The organism is Bacillus sp. 22475 (assembly GCF_052044835.1).
Taxonomy (GTDB): Bacteria; Bacillota; Bacilli; order Bacillales; family Bacillaceae_G; genus Bacillus_A; species Bacillus_A cereus.
On the sequence record NZ_JBQENW010000025.1, the window covers coordinates 22,790 to 42,024 of the forward strand.

Consider the following 19,235-nt stretch of genomic DNA (forward strand, 5'->3'; position numbering starts at 1 on the left):
GTAAATATGCTAAAATAGTAATTGTACTGTTAATCTTTCAGCGAATGTATAATGGCTTTTGTTACGATTTAATGTATAGTTGTAAAATAAAAACCCACTACTTTAAGTAGTGGGTTTTTATTTTACAGTTAATACTTTGTAATCGAAAAATCCCTAAAAATTTAAGATGATTATCTACTATTAAATTGTTCCTTATACTCTTTTAATGCTTCTTTCCAATGTCTTAATGGTTTTAATCCATTCAGGATAATGCAATCTTTACTTAACACTGAATATTTAGGTCGATTGGCTATTTGCGGGAATTCTTCCGTCGTTAAGGGAATTATATTGATGTCTTTATTGAAGTCTTTAAAAAATTCAACTGCAAACTCATACCATGAACATATTCCCTCGTTTGTCACATGATATAATCCGTATTGATCCGTCTCTATTAACTCTGCAATAAAATTTGCTAAATCTAGTGCATAGGTAGGTGAACCAAACTGGTCAGATACCACGCGGACTTCACCGTATAGAGTTGCTATTTTTCTTATCTTAGCGATAAAGTGACCGTCTCCCTTTCCAAATATCCACGAAGTTCTAATAATAAAATGATTATTCGTGTATGTTGTTACTAAATGTTCTCCAGCCAATTTTGTTTCTCCATATATACTTAATGGATTAGGACGATCCACAAGATTGTATGGTGTATGCTTTTCGCCATCAAACACATAATCCGTACTAATATATACAAATTTACATTTTATTCTTCCTGCAGCTTGAGCAATATATTTGGTACCTAATACATTTACTTCATATGCCAGCCCTTTATTTTTCTCTGCCCCATCTACATTTGTAAATGCTGCACAGTGTAAAATTACATCTGGCTTTAACCTATCAAGATAAGAGCTAACTCTTATTTTATTTGTAATATCTAACGTGGTCCGATTCACACCATATAGCTCATGATGTGTTCTGCTGAGAACTTGTATTAAAGTTTGTCCTAGTTGCCCATCTACTCCTGTTATCAGTATCTTCATTTTAAAATTCCTCGTTTAACTTATGTAATTTTTACCCAATAAAATTCATCCCCACCACGTACGGTTATCTATATACCACTTAATTGTTTGAGTGAGTCCATCATCAAATAGATATTGTGGTTTCCAACCTAATTCTTCTTTCAACTTAGTAGCATCCATGGCGTAACGTCTATCATGTCCTAAGCGATCTGAGGTAAATGTAATTTGCGATTGATCTTTATTTAGGAATTTGAGTACTTTTTGTACAATATCTAGATTTGTATATTCATTATCTCCTCCGATATTATAAATGTGCCCATCTGCTCCACCATGCAGAACTAAATCAATAGCTACACAGTGATCCTCTACATGAAGCCAATCTCTTATATGTAATCCATCACCGTATAGAGGAATATTTTTATTATTTAACGCATGAGTTATTGTTAATGGTATTAATTTTTCCGTGAACTGATAGGGACCATAATTATTGGAACAACGAGTTATATTCATAGGTAAACCGAATGTCTCATGATACGCTCGTACCATTAAGTCTGCACTAGCTTTACTTGCACTATAAGGACTATTAGGAGCTATTATTGTATGCTCTGTAAACGCCCCCGTTTGAGATAATGTCCCATATACTTCATCTGTAGAAATTTGTACAAACTTTTTCACTTTTGTTTTATATGCTGAGTGTAATAAGGCTTGTGTACCTAATATGTTAGTTTGGACAAAAATATGGGGAGTTTTAATACTTCTATCAACGTGAGATTCTGCTGCAAAATTTAATACATAATCAAATTTCTCTTTTTTAAATAGCTTATCTATGAATATTTCATTTGAAATATCCCCTTTGATGAATTTATAATTTTGATTTAGTGATATTTCCTTTAAATTAGATAAATTCCCTGCATATGTTAATAAATCTACATTTACAATTTGGTATTGAGGATATTTCTTTAACATATACCGAATAAAATTACTACCAATAAATCCTGCCCCACCCGTTATTAATAATTTCAATTAAAATCATCTCCATAAACAAAGTTGATATTAGTATCTTTTAAACTAGGTAGTTTTCTATCTTTTTCTGATAAAATCGGTTGATTAGTTGGCCAAAAAATCCCTATCGTTTCATCATTCCATAGAATTCCGCCTTCATGGTTAGGTGAATAATACTCATCTACTTTATACTGGACAATAGTATTAGGTTCTGTAGTACAAAAACCATGTGCAAACCCTTTAGGAACGGTAAGTAGACGGTTATTATACTCACTTAAAATTGTTCCGAACCATTGCCCATACGTTGGAGAGCCCTTTCGGATATCTACCACTACATCGTAAATAGAACCAGAAATGCAGCTCACTACCTTCATTTGGGCTTTAGGATTCAACTGATAATGCAGCCCACGTATCGTGCCTGTGTGAACAGATAATGATTGATTATCTTGTACAAAGTCTCCCTGTAAATCTAAAAGTTCAAATTTTTTCTTGTTACATGTTTCTATGAAGTAACCACGTTTGTCACTGCATTTATCAAGCTCTATAATAAAAACACCATCTAATGCTGTATGAATTTTACGCATTCTTCTCTCTCCATTCATTTAAATGCTATTGATGGGCAACCCTTAATAAATATCGGCTGTATTGATTTTCCTTTACCGAATTTGCCATTTTTAATAGTTGCTGCTTGGTTATATATTTCTTTTTAAATGCAATTTCTTCTAAACAAGCTACTTTTAAACTCTGTCTTTTCTCAATTGTCTCTATAAATTGTGCTGCTTCTAATAATGATTCGTGTGTACCTGTATCCAGCCATGCATAGCCTCTTCCCAATAATTCAACTTCTAATTCTCCCATTTCAAGATATTCTTTGTTTATATCTGTTATCTCTAATTCCCCACGATTAGATGGTTTAATATTTTTTGCTATTTCTATTACACGTTTATCATAAAAATACAGGCCAGTTACTGCATAGTTTGATTTTGGTTCCTTTGGCTTTTCCATGATATCAATCACATGCTTTTTAGAATCAAACTCTACTACCCCAAAGCGCTCTGGATCATTGACATAATAACCAAAAACTGTAGCTCCCCTAGTCTTCTTAACAGCCTTTTCTAGTAATTCTGTTAGTCCATGACCATAAAAGATATTATCGCCAAGAATTAAAGCTACATTATCATTTCCAATAAATTCCTCAGCTATAATAAATGCTTGTGCTATACCTTCTGGATTAGGCTGAACAGTATATGAAAGGGTAATTCCATATTTTGAACCATCACCTAACATTTGCTCAAATTTATTAATATCTTGTGGCGTTGAAATAATTAGTATCTCTCTTATACCCGCCAACATTAGTACTGATAAAGGATAATAAATCATGGGTTTATCATAGATAGGTAATAATTGCTTCGATACAATTTGGGTAAGGGGGTACAATCTAGTACCGCTCCCACCTGCAAGAATGATACCTTTCATGGCATTGTGCTCCTTCATAGTTTTTCTGATATGCTCAATTAAAAGCATAAGCTTTAAAAACTATATAGCTTTTTATGCAGGAGACCAATACTTACTTGATAAAAGTGGCCTTCTACATAAATAATTAATTTAAATATTTTCCTATTACAACAGAATTATAATTACCACCATAAGAATATGTACTAATTAAGGCATTGTTCACCGGAGCCTTACGAGGATTTTCTGTGACAAGATCTATTCTTCCTCTATAACTCTTTACATTTTGCGTAGCTGGTATTTCACCATCAAATGCACATATTACACTAATGAGAGAAAGAAGGCCTGCAGTTGCATGAGTTTCCCCAAAGATAGATTTTGTGGCACTAACAGGAGCTCCGTTTCCGAATATACGTTCTATAACTCTCTCTTCAATACGGTCAAAATATGTATGACCATTGGCAGCTGCACAAATATATTCTATCTCTCCTGGAGAAATCATCGCCTCTTTCATTGCTAAACGCATAGATTCCTCCCATGCCTTTCCTAGATGATTTAAGTCCCCTATTTTACTATCGTCAGATGTTAACCCAAAACCTTTAATTTCAGCTAAAATATTACCATTTCTTTTTAACGCTGCCTCCTCACTTTCTACAATAAAGGCAACGCTCCCTTCACCAAGTATGGTACCGCTATTATTACAATCAAAAGGACTTATATTCTCAGTTGTTAAGTATCTTTTTATTTTTGAGTGTCCCTCTATTATTGGATTATTTACTTCATCTGCCGTTACCACAATGAATGTGTCATAATCACTAGATTGAATCATGGCATAGGCATAGTATAGTGCACTAATACCAGAAACCCCGCCACATGAAATAGTTGAAGTAGGCCCTTTTATTTTAAAGTTTAATGAAATATGTCCAGCTGCTGCGTTCATAACTGTGTTTGGAAATAATTTAGCATTGGCGGCCTTAACACCCTCTTGGATAATAATTCGGTTAAATGATTCTACCGTTCCAACTGGCCCTGTACCAGTTGCAAAAATAATTCCTATCTTGTCCCTATTATTTTTATCTATCTTTAAGTTCCCGTTTTCTATAGCCATTTTCACTGACAATACTGCATGTTTGCTAATTGAATCCATCTTCCTTAATAAATTAGGATGTATTAGCCTTCGATAGTTTTGTTCTGGTATTTTCCCGGCTTGTATGCACTTTGGATTGTCGTTCCACTGTTTAATCTTTGAGGTACCACTCTTTCCCTTAAACATACAATCTTTAATTTCTTGAAGGTTTGAAGAATTCCCAGCAAGTCCCCCTACACCAGTAATTACGACTTTTTTTTCTTTAATTAGCTTTTCCTTTGCCGCTGATAACTCAAGGTTCTCATTGTACTTACAGAATAAGATACTTGCATTGTTTCCACCGAAAGCAAATGAATTTGATAGTACATAACTCAAATCACTTACCCTACCTATGTTAGGTACAAAATCTAGATTAAACTTTTGACTTTCAACTTCAAAGTTTATAGTTGGAGGTAAATATCCATGTTGAATAGCAAGAATACTTGTTACTGCTTCCGCCGCCCCTGCGGCTCCTAACATATGTCCTATCATTGATTTAGTTGAAGAAACTGGTGTCTTATTTTCAGTAATTAATGTACGAATTGCTTTTGGCTCTGATACATCATTTGCTGGTGTACCTGTACCATGTCCATTGATATAGCTTACTTCCTTAGCATCTATATTGGCTTTCTTTAAAGCACCTCGCATGGATCTCAAAGCACCTTCCCCGCCCGGATCTGGTGCCGTCTGATGATATGCATCTGAAGATAAATCGTAATCCACTACTTCAGCTAGGATATTTGCACCTCTTTCAACCGCATGATCTAAGGATTCCAAAACAAGAATAGCTGCACCTTCTCCGATTACCACGCCATTACTTTTGCTATAGGGCGAAGGTGGCGTTGGTGCTAGTGCTTGTAAACTATTAAAACCACTCATTGACAATTTAGATAAGGGATCTACACCACCGGTTATCATGATATCTGCTTTGTTATTTCGAATTGTATCCAGCGCAAATCCAATTGAATTTGTACCAGCGGCACATGCATTCGAAATAATCATTTTTGGCCCTTTTATTTTTAAGTCTCGAGTAATATTGTCACAGGGAGTATGGATTGGATACTTAAAAAGTAACGTTTCATCTGCTTTTTCAATTCCATCTTTAATCCACTGATTATGAAATTCTTCCCCGCTCAACATGCCTCCTAAAGATGTGCCTAATGATATTCCAATTCGGTATGGATTAAAGTTTTCTATTTTTAATTTTGCGTTTTCTACCGCTTCTCTTGCCGCCATGACACCTAATTTTCCACAGCGATCCATATCCTTTATTTCATCCTTAAAGAAGTAATCATCTACCTGAAGGTTTTCAATCTCTCCACCATAATCTGTTACCATTTCAGCCATATCGATATTTTGGATTACTTTAATACCAGATTTCCCAGATTTGATATTATCCCAAAATTCTTTTACACTATTTCCGTTTGAACAAATAATTCCCATGCCAGTTACGACGATTCGTTGATTATTCATGTTCATATGCCATCACCTTTACAGTATTTTGATTGACCATGATTTAGGTAGAATATATGGTGAGGACTGAGTATGTGCCTCATATAAAGCATTTTCTTTATTTTTCACATAAAATCCAATTCCTGAAACAGCAAATGGTTCCTCTAATAAAGCAATCCCGAGTCTCATGTTTAATACAGGACTTTCTTTAAGTTCAATAACTTTACCAATTAATTGTTCTTCTATAAAAATCTCATCATTAACTGTAATTTGACTCTCTATTCCTGTCGTGAATCCCACAATTCTTTTATTAACTCCAGCTTCCGATTGCTGTTCTAAGGATTCTCTTCCATAAAATTCATCTTTATAAAAATCAATAAACCATTCTAAACTAGCTTCGAAAATATTTAGTTCTTCTAAATGTTTAAATTCAAAATATGGATGTCGAATTTCTAACATTAACGTCTCTAATGTTTCCCAATCCACTTTTTTCAAGTTAATATCGTCATCTTTAAAAGAATTTATGGTTTCAACCACTATTGGTTCCAAGTATTTTTCAAACAATAATTGATAACCATACTCTGCTGTTACACCTGTTCTTGCCAATAGAATTTCCTTTCCAAATAATTGATTTAACACAAATGATTGAAATGGTAGTGATGATATTTCGAAATCTAAAAATTGTTGAGCTAATCTCCATGCATAAGGGCCTTCAAATCCAAGGAGAGAATGTGTTTGACTTATATCTATAATCTCAATGCCATTCGTCTTTTGATCTTCTAACCAAGCTAGTACAGTGTCCTTTTTATGCGGTGTAGTAATAACTGTAATAGAATCCTCATTTTTAAATAGATTAATTAAATCGATTACAGTCCCATCTTCTTGTAACAATAAGGTAAAGAGTGTAGTTTCTTCTTCCATAAACATAATATCTTTCGTAACTAAACGATCTAGGAACTCTACATGGTCCTCCCCTTTTACAACAATTCTTCCTGTTGCTGATAAATCTATTACACCAATTCCGTTACGTACTGCATCATATGCTTCATTAGTTTCTTCTTGTACATTAATTTGATTACTCATGATTAAGCGCCCCCAATTCTCTCTTTATCACATCTTTAATTGTCGGTAGATTACATACATTATTTATATACAGTTGTTGCATTTTCTTTAATTTATCAATCTCCGTTTTGCTATACAGCATATTAAATATGGTTTGACTAGTTTCTTTTAAATCAAACATTTCACAAGTATGCACACATTTAAAATAATCATTTTGCTCCATCAATGGTGCTAATTCTTTATGCCATCCATTTGGAAATACAAGAAATGGATAAAGTCCATTAGGTATTATATAATTCCATTTTTCTATAATGCTTCTTAAGGTAGGATTATGGCTATCTCTTTGAGTCTTTAATTCTTCATATTCCATATGGTTTACCAGACTAATTACAGGTATTTTTCCAAATACCGCTTTTCCCATTGAGCAGGATGTAATATTATCGGTGATAAATAAATCACATGATAATATTAATTGCTCATATTCTTCCAAATGAAGAAATGGTAGTGAAACAAATTCTATTTTTCCTCCATTTTTCATAGAAACAAATTTGGTCTCATCTGAAACCCCAATTAATTTAATACATGTATCGCTTGGAAAGTCCTGAAGATATAGGCTTAATAGTTCTTGTAATATATATTCATAACTAAACCTTGCATCATTGTACTGTTTCTTCTCCATGAGCCTCATTTTTACTAATAGGTTGGCCCAAGATGATTTCGCAATCATAATTAATTTATCTTGTTCCCTACAACCTAGTTGTGTTCTTATTTTCATTCTTATTTCTTCATCTATTTGTAAAGTCTCTTTATATAATTTGACAGAAGTAATATTCTCACTATCTTGTTTATAACTATTCACTGGACAAGTTCTAATTAGCTTGAATTGAGAGGGGATTTTAGGTAATTCTATCAATGATCTTTTCTTTAAGCTATTGTAATTTGAATTTTTAAAAAGTTTATTTTCTAATAATCGATCCTCACTACCCCAAGCTAAAGAATCAATAGAAAAACAAGGTATGTGTAGGTTTAATAGATAATCAAGATCAATAATTGGAGACTCTAAAAATAAATTATGGTAATCAGCTAAAACAATAGCATCAGGCTGAAAAGAATCAATTATTTGTTTAATAACCTCTTTTTGTCTTAGCCCCTTTGTTAGTGATGTAACATTTGCTACAGATTTACTGGCATACCATGAGAATTTTTCGCTTGTTAAAAAATAAACTTCCCCATCTTTTTGAATTTGTTTAGCTAGGCATAAGGCATTATGTAACTCACCAATGCTGAAATGACTAGGTGCAATAAACAATACTTTCATGTCTTATTCCCCTCTACTAAAATTTGCGAAAAGTATTCACTATCAAGTAAAGTTTCTCCAACTGCAATATTAAAGTGGATATCTCCATCATTAAATTCATTCTGATTACCATATATTCCGATTTGTATCCCTTTTTTGGGCCATTCGTATATAAAACATTTTGTACTATGTGATAATGCTAAAATAGATACAAATAACCCATTAGATAATTCGAGAATTACCTTATTATCTAAATAAATCTTTCTTTGTTTGCCATTTGGTATTAACGTGTTTTGCTCGCCATTCTGCCAATAATACATCTTTTTAATTTTTGTTTTTCCTTTTTTCTCCCAGAATAAGTGAAAGACACTAGTTTTTATTTTATCTTTCTGTAGACTTTTCAATTGTATTTGTAAAACAGGTAGATCATATACAGTTGTATATTCAACTTTCCACTCATCAGATTGACAGAAAACCTGATTAATAAATTCCTTATATGCATTTTCCGTTGCTACTACTGAATGATTACTTTTATTGAGATATATTGAATTAATGCTCAAATCTTTCCTACAATCTGGAGTATAAGAATTAGCTGTTGGTATCATTACACCGGGTAAAAAATTATAAGAACTTAATATTGAGTTTTCTTTTAAAATCTCTTTATCTTTATACATAAATTCTATTATTTTACTACCTTCGTTTACTTTAATCTTTAAATTTAGTACATTATTTTGAACTAGATATTCTTGTTTTTTTTCGCTATATGTTAATTTATTTCTTCCTTTAAGGAAAAGATATATCTTTTTAGTTATCGCATTTCTATTTAATTCATCTTGGTACATAAGTACGGCATAATGTGCTTTTGACCAATTAACCTTTCCATTAAATTCAAAATTAAAATTATTTATAGATTCTATGTCTTGTATAAACAATTGTTGTTCGTAAGATGTCTGAGGGAAAAACAATGTTAATTTCCCCTTTAATATGGAAGAAAATAAGTTTTTTAGGCTTCCGTGAATATGAAATTCCCCGTTTTCATTTATAATATGAAATTGGTCAGTCTCAATTGAGTACGGAGCCTTATTAAATATAAATTTGGATGTATGATTTGTAATATCGTTATAGATTTCCTCTACTTCATCTTTGTTATCTTGAGAGCATAAAGTATAATAGTGAGTTTTTGTTATACATTTTTCTTTTTCACTCCGTTTAAATATTACCGCTGGCATCCACCTTAATCCAAATAGGATACGCTCTATATTTCCTTTCCATATGAATCCAATATTAATATTTTGCGATTCAAACAATGTATAATTTCGCTCATACATGTCTGGATGGCTAGGTAAATCGAATTGATTTACAAATTCATAGTCATGAAGTGCATATGGATACTCACCATATACCATAGGTTTAGAAACTAACCCACTCTTTAATGGTACCGTCATCTTCGCATCATATAACATGCACCAAGGATATATCTTTATATATTTTCCTTCCTGTGCGAAATCATTTATTTGAACTATCTTATCTGACAAAAAACAAATGCTTCTCTTTAATTTAGTGGCCTTATGAATAATTTCAAAACATGAATCAGATTTTATTTCCCATGACAGCTCATTTATTTTCGGTTCTTTTACTGCATTTAAAAATGGGTAATCTAAATCTGGCCATGCTTCTTTTACTAATAATTGCTGCCTTCTAAGGTCATATATATATAAACAACCAGTACTTTTACTTATTTGTACAGTTATATACATATTTTCTAGCACCAAGTGTTCTTCTGTTTCATAAACATGATTTTTCCCATGCGCATGAATCGGAATTATTGTCTTTAAATCCCCAATGCTTTTATTTTGATGACTAACAGCCGAAAGTGTCATATTAGTAATACCAATTTTTTTAGGACTCAATAAAATAGGATGTTGCTTAATTTCACCCGGCTCTAAGATACAGATTTGGTGCTTTACTAGCGGTTTAAAATCTAGTATTTTTGAGTTTTCATGTTGAATAAGTAGTTTGTAAATTAATCTATCTAAAGAATTATTTTTCACATTAACGATGCATGCGGATTCTTTTCCATTAATTAACTTAGGATAATTAGCAACATTTATTTCTAACGGATTTGCTATGGTTACTCCAAAATGAACAGTTAGTTCTATTTCTTTTGCTTTTAACTTAGTAACAAGCTCTCCCTCAATTTCCTTAGTAACTGTTATAACTTCTTCCCATTCGTACTTTTTATTTGGATAAAAAGTTTTCTTGAAATCAATTAAGTAATCGTCCCCTATCGTCGATGTAATACTAGTTTCAATAGGATTTGGAAAATGGTGTTCATATACATAACAGATACGAATCTTCTCTCCAACAATTAAATTGTTTCCTTCTAAAATATAACTAGTGAATCGTACTTGTTCGGTTTCTACCTCAGTAATTTTTTCACTTTTTATATCAACCCAACAATTCACATCTTTTGCTCCAAGATTAATAGCATACTTTACAACTTCAATTCCATTTCTTGTTATGGCGTTACTCTGAATAGAACGTAGGGATTTCAATCCCCTAACTGTTTTCCAACCTCTAGATAGCCATATCTCTTGGTCACTTTTTGAAATAATTGGTTTAAATGCATCTAACAGATAATTAATAACATAAGGTAAATAGCTTCTTAAATTTAAGTAGCCATCATAGTCTATATACGACCTACTTGTTTGATATAACCCTACTCTTTTATAGAGTGCCATGGCTACTTTATCTTCCGGATTCACTTCTGTATCAATATACTTAATATCTTGTTGAATAAGATTTTTAATTGCATAGGCAAATAATTTATCTGGTATATTTCCCGAACGAAATTCTGGATGGATTAAAAAGAATCCTGCCCAGGTTCCATCTGGAGTTGCTGCTCTTTGACCTGATAAACTAGAAAATAATAAGCTAGCTATAATTTCATTTTCATATTCAGCAATTAAATATAACTGTATCTTCCGCTCTTGAAATAATTGCTTGATGTCTTGCTTATTTAAGGGATACCCATATTTAATGGGGCCATATTGATATTTATTATAAAAGTGCGCTAACTTCTCACTGTCTGCCTCTGTACACTCACGAACTTGAACATCTATACCATGGATCATATTTCCTCAACTCTTTTAGAAACTTGAATACTACCAGTAGCAACTTTCTTTTTATCTACATAAGCCGTGATTTCCACTTGTGAGATTACCCCAAGTGATCTTCCAATTTGGACATGTAATTCTAGCTGGTCTCCTGGCACTACAGGTTTTAAAAATTTCATATTACGTACAGAAACTAAATAACCCACATATGAACTTGGATCTATTTTAGGTGAACATGCACCATGTGTATCTATTTTTGCTAGTTCTCCTGTAACATAAACAACAGCCGTCATTTGTGCCAAAGCTTCAATAATTAACACTCCAGGCATAATGGATTCATTTGGAAAGTGCCCTTCAAAAAAAGGTTCACTTACAGTTACATTTTTAATACCAATTCCACTTTTTCCTGGCTCAAGTTGAATAACTTTATCTAAGAAAAGGAATGGCCATTTATGCGGTAAGATATTTCGGATTTGATCTGCATTTAATACCGGTCTCACTGCACATCATCCTCCCTATTTTCTTCAATAAAATCGGCAATTTTATTAATAGAACCCAGTACTGCCATATTCTCGTCATATACTGCAACGCCAAATTCTTCTTCAATTGCCAGAAATAGCTCTAATGCATCCAAGGAGTCAACTCCTAAGCCTCTTCCGAATAATGGTTGATCATCAGTAATGAAATGTGGTTCGATTTCTAAATCTAATCTCTCAGTTATAATTTCTTTAATTCTAGTAGTTAATTGTTTTCTTTTTTCAGCAATAATTTTTGTTTCTACATACGTAAACATCTGTTTTCCCCTTTTCCTTGTTTAACTCAAGATTCGTCATTAAATCATCTATTGTTTAGCCATTAACTAATCCACCATCCACTGTAAAAACTTTCCCGGTGATATAACTTGCATAGTTAGAGGATAAAAATGTTGTTAGATATGCTACCTCTTTAGGATCTCCAATTCTGCCAAGCGGCACTAGTTCTAACATCCTTTTTAATGTCTGTTGATCCATTCCTTTTGTCATATCTGTTTTTATAAAACCAGGTGCAACAGCATTAACCCTAATACCGTATTCCCCACCTTCTAATGCTAAAGTCTTGGTTAAGGAAATAACCCCACCCTTTGAAGCAGAGTAATTACATTGACCTCTTGCACCTGTTATTCCACTTGTCGACGTAATATTTACAATAGAACCTCTTTTCTGTCTCATCATTATTCTTAATGCTTGTCGGCAACAAAAAAATGTTCCTTTTAAATTTAAATCAACCACATGATCCCACTTTTCCTCGCTCATCATTGCAGCAAATCCATCATTTATAACTCCTGCATTATTTACTAAAATATCTATTCTTTTTTCCTTTGAGCGTATGTGTTGAAACAATTTATGAATAGAGGACTCATTTGTAATATCTACATGCATAGGAAACGCTTTTCCACCTTTTTCTCCTATAGTATTTGCTATTTCATTTGCTGATTTTTGATTACTTTGAAACGTAAAGTAAACAGTTAAGCCCTGTTTGGCTAGGTCCATTGTTATTGATTTACCAATGCCTCGTGATCCTCCGATAACTAATGCCACTTCGTTTCCATTAAACATAGACCCGTTCCCCCTTAAATTCTTTCTCTATTGTAGTAAGGGTTCTTTTTAAATACATCGGTGTTTCTGTAGAGGATACAGATATGTTCTGCTTAAAGGAGCGACATAACTTGGTTAAAGTATTTCCGGGACCTACTTCTATAAAGTGTTTCGTACCATTATTCAATAAAGTGTAGATAGTGTCTTGCCACATAACTGGATCTACGCATTGTCTTTCTATATCTTGTAAAATATTGATTCTATCTGTAGTTGGTTTTCCTGAACAGTTTAAAACAATTGGTATTTGAGCATTTTTTAACGAAAATAAATTTAAATACTCCTTAAACTCAAGAACCATTTCTCCCATTAAACGTGAGTGAAATGCATGACTAGTTGAGAGTATTTTAGTTTTTATACCATTTTTTTGATTTAGTACCTTTTGAAATTTAAGAATGCTCTTACTCCCGCCAGAAAATACAACCTGTGTAGGGGAATTATAGGCAGCAATATCAATTTCATATTGTTTAGATTCCTCTACAACTTCAAATAATGTTTGATATGTGTTCGACACAATTCCTAACATACACCCCTCTTGCTTTACATTACTCATCAGCTGACCACGCTTCCGTACAATGGATAATGCATCCTGGAATTGTAAAGATCCTGCTTCTACCAGTGCGGAGAATTGTCCTAAGCTATGCCCCGCTACTTTAGATGGCCTTATACCATGCAAATGTAAAATTCTTGATATCCCTGTGCTTACCGTAAGAATAGCTGGTTGTGTAACACTGGTTTCTATTAATTTTTCACTTGGTCCATATAAACATAGTTGCTTTAAATCAAAACCTAGCGTATCATTTGCTTCCTCAAATAATGGGACAAATATGTTTGGGTATTTATCTAAATACCCTTTACACATCCCTACGGATTGAGACCCTTGTCCCGGAAAAATAAATGTAATCATATGACACCCCCGCTATTTTCAAATTGAAGCTTTTCTAAAATTTCTTCTGGTAATCTACTGATTAATTGATCATTCGACCTTGTTAAAACGTGTTTTGAAAATCCCTCCGCTAACAAAACTCTGCATCTCTTGCGGAATAATTTATAAACAAATTCTATATAAACTTTACTTTCATTCTTAAGATAGGTTTCTACAATTAAGTCGTCTTGAAAATGAGCTGATTTTTTGTAGGTACATCTTATATCAATAATTGGAAAATACAATTTTTCCTGTTTTAAATACTGGTTTATACCAGTCATATCTAGCATTTGAAACCTACCCAGCTCAAACCAATGAAAATAATGAGAGTGGTGAGCAATTCCCATAGGATCGCATTCCCCAAAACGAACATTCACCTCATTTTTTACTAAGTACACTTATTTCACCTACTTTTCATAAGAACGTCGAAATTTTTGTATGGAGATGGTTAAAAATAAAATTCCCATACCAATTAATGCAGCTGATGGAATAAGAACAGAGGAGAACTCTTTGTTATATACTAATAAATCGTTAAAGCCTCCCATTGCCCAAGCTGTAATCGTAATATGCGCTAGGTTTTGCATCCATTCAGGCTCTATATAAAGTGGCCACCAAGATCCACCCAAAGCAGACATAGTTAACACGATTAAAATAGAAATACCATTTGCTTGTGATCTTGTTTGACATATAGAAGCTAATAAAATTGCCAGGCTTGAAGCTGCAAATGCAGTACATATCACTAGCAATATAATTCCTAATACACTTTTCCCTAGCCACATTCCAAATACAAAATGTCCTACACTAAAAAGGACTGCACATTGAACAATAGCTGTTATAAAGCATGAGAGCATCTTTCCAAAAATGATTGACAATGTATTAATAGGTAAAGTAAGAATTTTTCTTAACGTTCCATTCTCTCTCTCTTCTACTAATGCACCTGCAGCTGCAGCAGTACCTAAAAGTACAAACATTACGGCATATCCTGGTACATTAGATTCAAATGGAGTAGGTTTATGTTCATTATCTGATGCTAATTCTTTAAACTCTACTTTCACATTTACTTCCATTTGAGCAGAGGCTTGTTTTACAATCTCTTTAGTCATATCTCTTTGTATTTCTGACACAATTTGAGTTACAGCATTTGAAACAACACTTGGAATAATGCGATCAACTTCATCTTCTATGATGATGACTTTGGCCTCTTTCCCTGAATATACATTTTGTGTGAAATCCTTAGGGATGACGATTGCCGCTTTTTTAGTTTGAACTTCCTTTTTTACCTGTTCTTCTGTATATGCTTTCTTTTTACCATTTAGTTCATAAGTTTCTTCTATCTCAAGGGCAGGGATTTTTTTCAATTCCTCAATAACCCTTTTAGAAAGTTCTCCATTATCATTTACTACTATAGGAATCTTGAATTTTTCTGTCTTACTATCAAATACATTTGATAATGCAAAACTAGCAACTGCAATAACTATAATAGGTGTAATAAATAAATAGATTAGACCAGGGATATCCTTTAAAAGAATAAGTAGATCCTTCTTAGCTATATACCAAGCTTTCATTTTTACCATCTCCTTTCATTTAAGACCTTAAATTTTTGCCCGTTAAATGTAAAAATACATTTTCTAAATTAGAATTTTTAACATTAAATAATTCGATTTTTAAATTATACTTTTGAATCAATTTCATAACTTCTCTTGTAACATTAAAACTATCTACGCATTGAATGATGACTTTTTTATCTACCAAAGTGCAGGACTTCACATCAGCAATCATTTTTGTTTTATGTATAAATTCTTCCGGAATATTTGATATTGCAATCTCTAAATAATTTTCCCCATACTTTGTTATTAAATTTTTTGGGGTATCAATATCTAATATTTCACCCTTATCATAAATTGCTACACGATGACATAACATCTCAGCTTCTTCCATATGATGAGTTGTATATATGACAGTGATTCCTAGTTCTTCTACGAGATGACGAATACAATTAAAAATATGGTTTCTTGATTGTGGATCAATTCCCACTGTTGGTTCGTCTAAGAAAATAACTTTTGGCTTATTTAACAAACCGATCACTAAATTAATTCTTCTTTTCATACCACCTGAAAATGTATCAATTCTCTTATGTGCCCAATCCTCAAGCTGTGCGAATTGCAAAGCTTCTTTTATGCGGCTTTTTTTTCTATTTCCCTTTAATCCATATAAATCGGCATAAAAAGATAAGTTATCATATGCAGTTAAAGTCGGGTATAGCGCTAAATCTTGAGGTACTACACTCACATTTTTTTTAATCTTATTCCGTTCAGTATACAAGTCGTAGTTACATACTGTACCATACCCTTCATCTGGCAGAGTAAGAGTAGATAAAATCGATATAAGTGTTGTCTTCCCAGCTCCATTCGGTCCTAGTAATCCTATAATTTCACCTTTACGGATATCTATGCTTAAATTCTTAATAACTGTATAATCTCCATATGATTTCTTAATGTTTCGAATGGAAATCATAGTATTTATATCAGTCATAATGTTTCCCCCTTCTTCTTGCTGTTACAATTTATTAGAAGTGACTCTTCCTTATCTCCATTAAAGCTTCAAGGTATTTATATCCATACTTTTCATCTGGTTCTAGGTATGTGCCTTCTGCCCACTCATTCCAAGCATTAATAAATAAAAAATCAGTGTCCTTACTATGTTGTAAAAGATACTTCTTAAACTTATCGGGATTAGCCCCTTTCATAATTAAAGCGCTTTCTTTTTTCCTTGGAGAGTTATCCCAATCTACAAATGCCCCTTTATATATGTTTTTACGTTCTTTAATTTGACGGTTTAATATTCTTTTCCATACGAAATCATAACTTAAGTGAAAATCTTTTTTTTCTTGATGTAGTGAAGTTGTATTACCTATTAGTTTTTTTAAAGTGTACATAGGTTCAAACTCTATAGCAGCATCAAAAGGAAAATCCGATTTATCTTCAAAAATTGTTAACATTTCTACAAAGTGTATCCCCAGAAGCCCTTCAGATTGAGCCCATTCATTCCATAGACTCAACATTTTATTTAGGTTTGGTATAGAAGCTGGTCGGTAAATTACAAATATCGGTTTATCTTTAATATTTAAATAGTTTTTGTTTTTAAAGAATGGCAAAAGATAATTAAAGTGTTCTTTCCAATCAGACTCATCCCCATATTCTTGTCGCATTAATACTTCTTGGTCTTTTCCATCCCATGATCTTGTCCAAGATTCATTTGCCCAACATAAGCAATATGGGAAATCAATTTCCTTACATTGATTTCTCAATTCTATTGGTTTTTCTAGTAATTTTTTCCCTTTGAACCAATAGTGATAATAGCAAAAACCATCTAAACCATACTGTTTTGCTAAATTTATCTGCCACTTATGTACATCTAAATCTAACAAATTGTAATAATAATCCCTTAATGGAGCCCTAGGCTGATAGTGTCCCAGAAAACGTGGTTTTGCTTTTTTTACATTTGTCCATTCTGTAAAACCCTTTCCCCACCATAAATCGTTTTCAGGTATTTCATGAAATTGTGGTAAGTAAAAAGCAATAGTCTTCATTAGTAAGGACTTCCCCCTTCCCCATATGCAATGACTCACTTATTGATAAAAAGCAATTACACAATATAAAACTCTGCTTGTTAACATGAAACTATTTAATCTGATGTTAAATCTTGTCACAAAATAAGGCAAAAAGACCCTAATTATTGTAATTTTCACACATAAAAAACTATATTTTTAATTTTTTTTAGAAAATTATTCAAAAAAACACTTTAAATCCAGTTAAGTATTGTATAGTTTTATATTATAGGAGGGGAAAAATATGTCGTATTTTGGCGAAAAATTCACAAATTTATTGATAAATTTAGATGTGGCTAGCCTAATCGGAAAAATAAAACAATACCAAGGGAGATTGGAGGTCTATGAAAAGGAGTTTCCATGTACATTAGAAAAGTTGCAAAAATCTACTCAGCTTCAACATACCAAAGATTTTGTTGCAATGTATAAAAACTTAAAAATAACAAATAAAAGGTTAAAAGAATTAATTACATATGATTTGTCGCCAAAAACAATAATTGAAGATGAAATATCTTGTTACGTAGATGCGCTATCACTCATTCATAATAATTATGAAAAGCTTACTATTCATCCAAACACAATCTTAGAAATACATTTTCAACTTTTTAAATATGCTACTTCGGATAGTGGAACGTGGAGAAAACAGGACATCTTACTTGAAGAACATGAGCAACTAAATTTCTCATTTTATTGCTATCGTCCTTTAACGATTAAAGAAATCCCAGAAGCAGTAAAAAATTTATGTGAGGAATACAATTATTTATTAAATCAAAAAGATATTGATCCACTACTTTTAATTTGTAATTTTGTACTTAATTTTATATGTATTTTTCCTTTTGAATCTGGAAATGGAAGAATGGTACGTCTACTTATATCTTTATTACTATTACAAAGTAAACATTCACTAGTGAAATATATTTCACTGGATAAAATAATAAAAAAATACGAGAGAGATTATTATGATGCCTTATATAAATCTTCAGCAAATTGGCATTTTCAAGAACACAATGTATCCTTTATATTAAAATGTCTATTACATATTATTCTAGAGGCATATAAAGAACTAGACGTACATATTACAAGTTACCAACTGAAAGGGAACAAAAGCTATAAAATTAAAGAGTATATATTAAAACAAGAACTACCTTTTACAAAAGAAGCAATACGAATGGTATTTTCAGATGTTTCACCAAGCACAATCAATAAAGCATTTGCTTGTTTACAAGAAGAAAAATTAATTAAACTAATATCAAAAGGCCGTAATGCAGTTTGGACTAAAACAAAAATATAAATAATATCAAAAAAATATAGGGTAACTTTCTAACATTAATGATTAATACATACATATAAATTTATTTTACATACACAATAGATATTTTTACATAATACATATAGAGAGAATTTGTCGCTACATTATTCATACAACTATTTTTGTATTTTTTCTCTATACTTCCGAAAGTCTGATAACAGACTTTATAGGAAGTATTTAAGATATACAAACTAGACATTCAGATTTTATATCCCCACTATTATTTTAGTAATAGGAACGTTTAGCATTTATTCCATT

17 protein-coding genes are annotated in these 19,235 nt (G+C 32.2%); 1 reads left to right on the top strand and 16 read right to left on the bottom strand.

Going from position 1 to position 19,235, the window contains the following annotated elements:
• Positions 1–170 precede the first annotated feature (170 nt).
• The 16 genes from rfbD to ACTJJY_RS25590 form a co-directional block, all read right to left on the bottom strand.
• Complete coding sequence (gene rfbD, locus ACTJJY_RS25515) at positions 171–1,019, bottom strand: dTDP-4-dehydrorhamnose reductase (RefSeq protein WP_440606901.1); 849 nt, start codon at positions 1,017–1,019, stop codon at positions 171–173.
• Positions 1,020–1,064: 45 nt separating this feature from the next.
• Positions 1,065–2,021, bottom strand: a complete 957-nt coding sequence (gene rfbB, locus ACTJJY_RS25520) for a dTDP-glucose 4,6-dehydratase (RefSeq protein ID WP_440606902.1) — start codon at positions 2,019–2,021, stop codon at positions 1,065–1,067.
• Positions 2,018–2,584 carry a dTDP-4-dehydrorhamnose 3,5-epimerase gene (gene rfbC, locus ACTJJY_RS25525; protein ID WP_087965097.1) on the bottom strand — a complete coding sequence of 189 codons (567 nt, stop codon included), beginning with the start codon at positions 2,582–2,584 and terminating at the stop codon, positions 2,018–2,020. Before rfbC ends, rfbB begins: the two co-directional genes overlap by 4 nt.
• A gap of 25 nt (positions 2,585–2,609) precedes the next feature.
• Entirely contained in the window at positions 2,610–3,476 is an 867-nt protein-coding gene (gene rfbA, locus ACTJJY_RS25530) for a glucose-1-phosphate thymidylyltransferase RfbA (protein ID WP_440606903.1), read from the bottom strand.
• 124 nt (positions 3,477–3,600) lie between these two features.
• Complete coding sequence (locus ACTJJY_RS25535; RefSeq protein ID WP_440606904.1) at positions 3,601–6,057, bottom strand: beta-ketoacyl-[acyl-carrier-protein] synthase family protein; 2,457 nt, start codon at positions 6,055–6,057, stop codon at positions 3,601–3,603.
• 12 nt (positions 6,058–6,069) lie between these two features.
• The gene (locus ACTJJY_RS25540) at positions 6,070–7,113 is read right to left on the bottom strand and encodes an aminomethyl transferase family protein (protein ID WP_167319968.1); all 1,044 of its coding nucleotides are present in this window, start codon (positions 7,111–7,113) and stop codon (positions 6,070–6,072) included.
• The gene (locus tag ACTJJY_RS25545; protein WP_440606905.1) at positions 7,106–8,410 is read right to left on the bottom strand and encodes a DUF6365 family protein; all 1,305 of its coding nucleotides are present in this window, start codon (positions 8,408–8,410) and stop codon (positions 7,106–7,108) included. Before ACTJJY_RS25545 ends, ACTJJY_RS25540 begins: the two co-directional genes overlap by 8 nt.
• Positions 8,407–11,523 (bottom strand): N-acetyltransferase family protein, encoded by a 3,117-nt coding sequence (locus tag ACTJJY_RS25550; RefSeq protein WP_440606906.1) that lies wholly within the window; start codon positions 11,521–11,523, stop codon positions 8,407–8,409. The genes ACTJJY_RS25545 and ACTJJY_RS25550 overlap by 4 nt, the downstream gene beginning before the upstream one ends.
• Positions 11,520–12,005: a 3-hydroxyacyl-ACP dehydratase FabZ gene (gene fabZ, locus ACTJJY_RS25555; RefSeq protein ID WP_097826010.1), complete on the bottom strand. Its 486-nt coding sequence runs from the start codon at positions 12,003–12,005 to the stop codon at positions 11,520–11,522. Before fabZ ends, ACTJJY_RS25550 begins: the two co-directional genes overlap by 4 nt.
• Positions 12,002–12,298, bottom strand: coding sequence for an acyl carrier protein (locus ACTJJY_RS25560; RefSeq protein ID WP_000495741.1), 297 nt, complete (start codon positions 12,296–12,298; stop codon positions 12,002–12,004). The genes fabZ and ACTJJY_RS25560 overlap by 4 nt, the downstream gene beginning before the upstream one ends.
• Positions 12,299–12,353: 55 nt before the next feature.
• The gene (gene fabG, locus ACTJJY_RS25565; protein WP_440606907.1) at positions 12,354–13,100 is read right to left on the bottom strand and encodes a 3-oxoacyl-ACP reductase FabG; all 747 of its coding nucleotides are present in this window, start codon (positions 13,098–13,100) and stop codon (positions 12,354–12,356) included.
• Positions 13,093–14,043 (bottom strand): ACP S-malonyltransferase, encoded by a 951-nt coding sequence (locus ACTJJY_RS25570; protein WP_440606908.1) that lies wholly within the window; start codon positions 14,041–14,043, stop codon positions 13,093–13,095. The genes fabG and ACTJJY_RS25570 overlap by 8 nt, the downstream gene beginning before the upstream one ends.
• Positions 14,040–14,459, bottom strand: coding sequence for an acyl-CoA thioesterase (locus ACTJJY_RS25575; protein ID WP_440606909.1), 420 nt, complete (start codon positions 14,457–14,459; stop codon positions 14,040–14,042). The genes ACTJJY_RS25570 and ACTJJY_RS25575 overlap by 4 nt, the downstream gene beginning before the upstream one ends.
• Positions 14,460–14,468: 9 nt before the next feature.
• A complete protein-coding gene (locus ACTJJY_RS25580) occupies positions 14,469–15,626 on the bottom strand; it encodes an ABC transporter permease (RefSeq protein ID WP_223618676.1) in 1,158 nt (385 codons plus the stop codon).
• A gap of 19 nt (positions 15,627–15,645) precedes the next feature.
• A complete protein-coding gene (locus tag ACTJJY_RS25585) occupies positions 15,646–16,593 on the bottom strand; it encodes an ABC transporter ATP-binding protein (RefSeq protein WP_098277300.1) in 948 nt (315 codons plus the stop codon).
• 34 nt (positions 16,594–16,627) lie between these two features.
• Complete coding sequence (locus ACTJJY_RS25590; RefSeq protein ID WP_440606910.1) at positions 16,628–17,650, bottom strand: glycosyltransferase WbsX family protein; 1,023 nt, start codon at positions 17,648–17,650, stop codon at positions 16,628–16,630.
• Between the two features lie 262 nt (positions 17,651–17,912).
• Here ACTJJY_RS25590 and ACTJJY_RS25595 point away from each other — a divergent pair, with 262 nt between their 5' ends.
• A complete protein-coding gene (locus tag ACTJJY_RS25595) occupies positions 17,913–18,959 on the top strand; it encodes a Fic family protein (RefSeq protein WP_440606911.1) in 1,047 nt (348 codons plus the stop codon).
• Positions 18,960–19,235 lie beyond the last annotated feature (276 nt).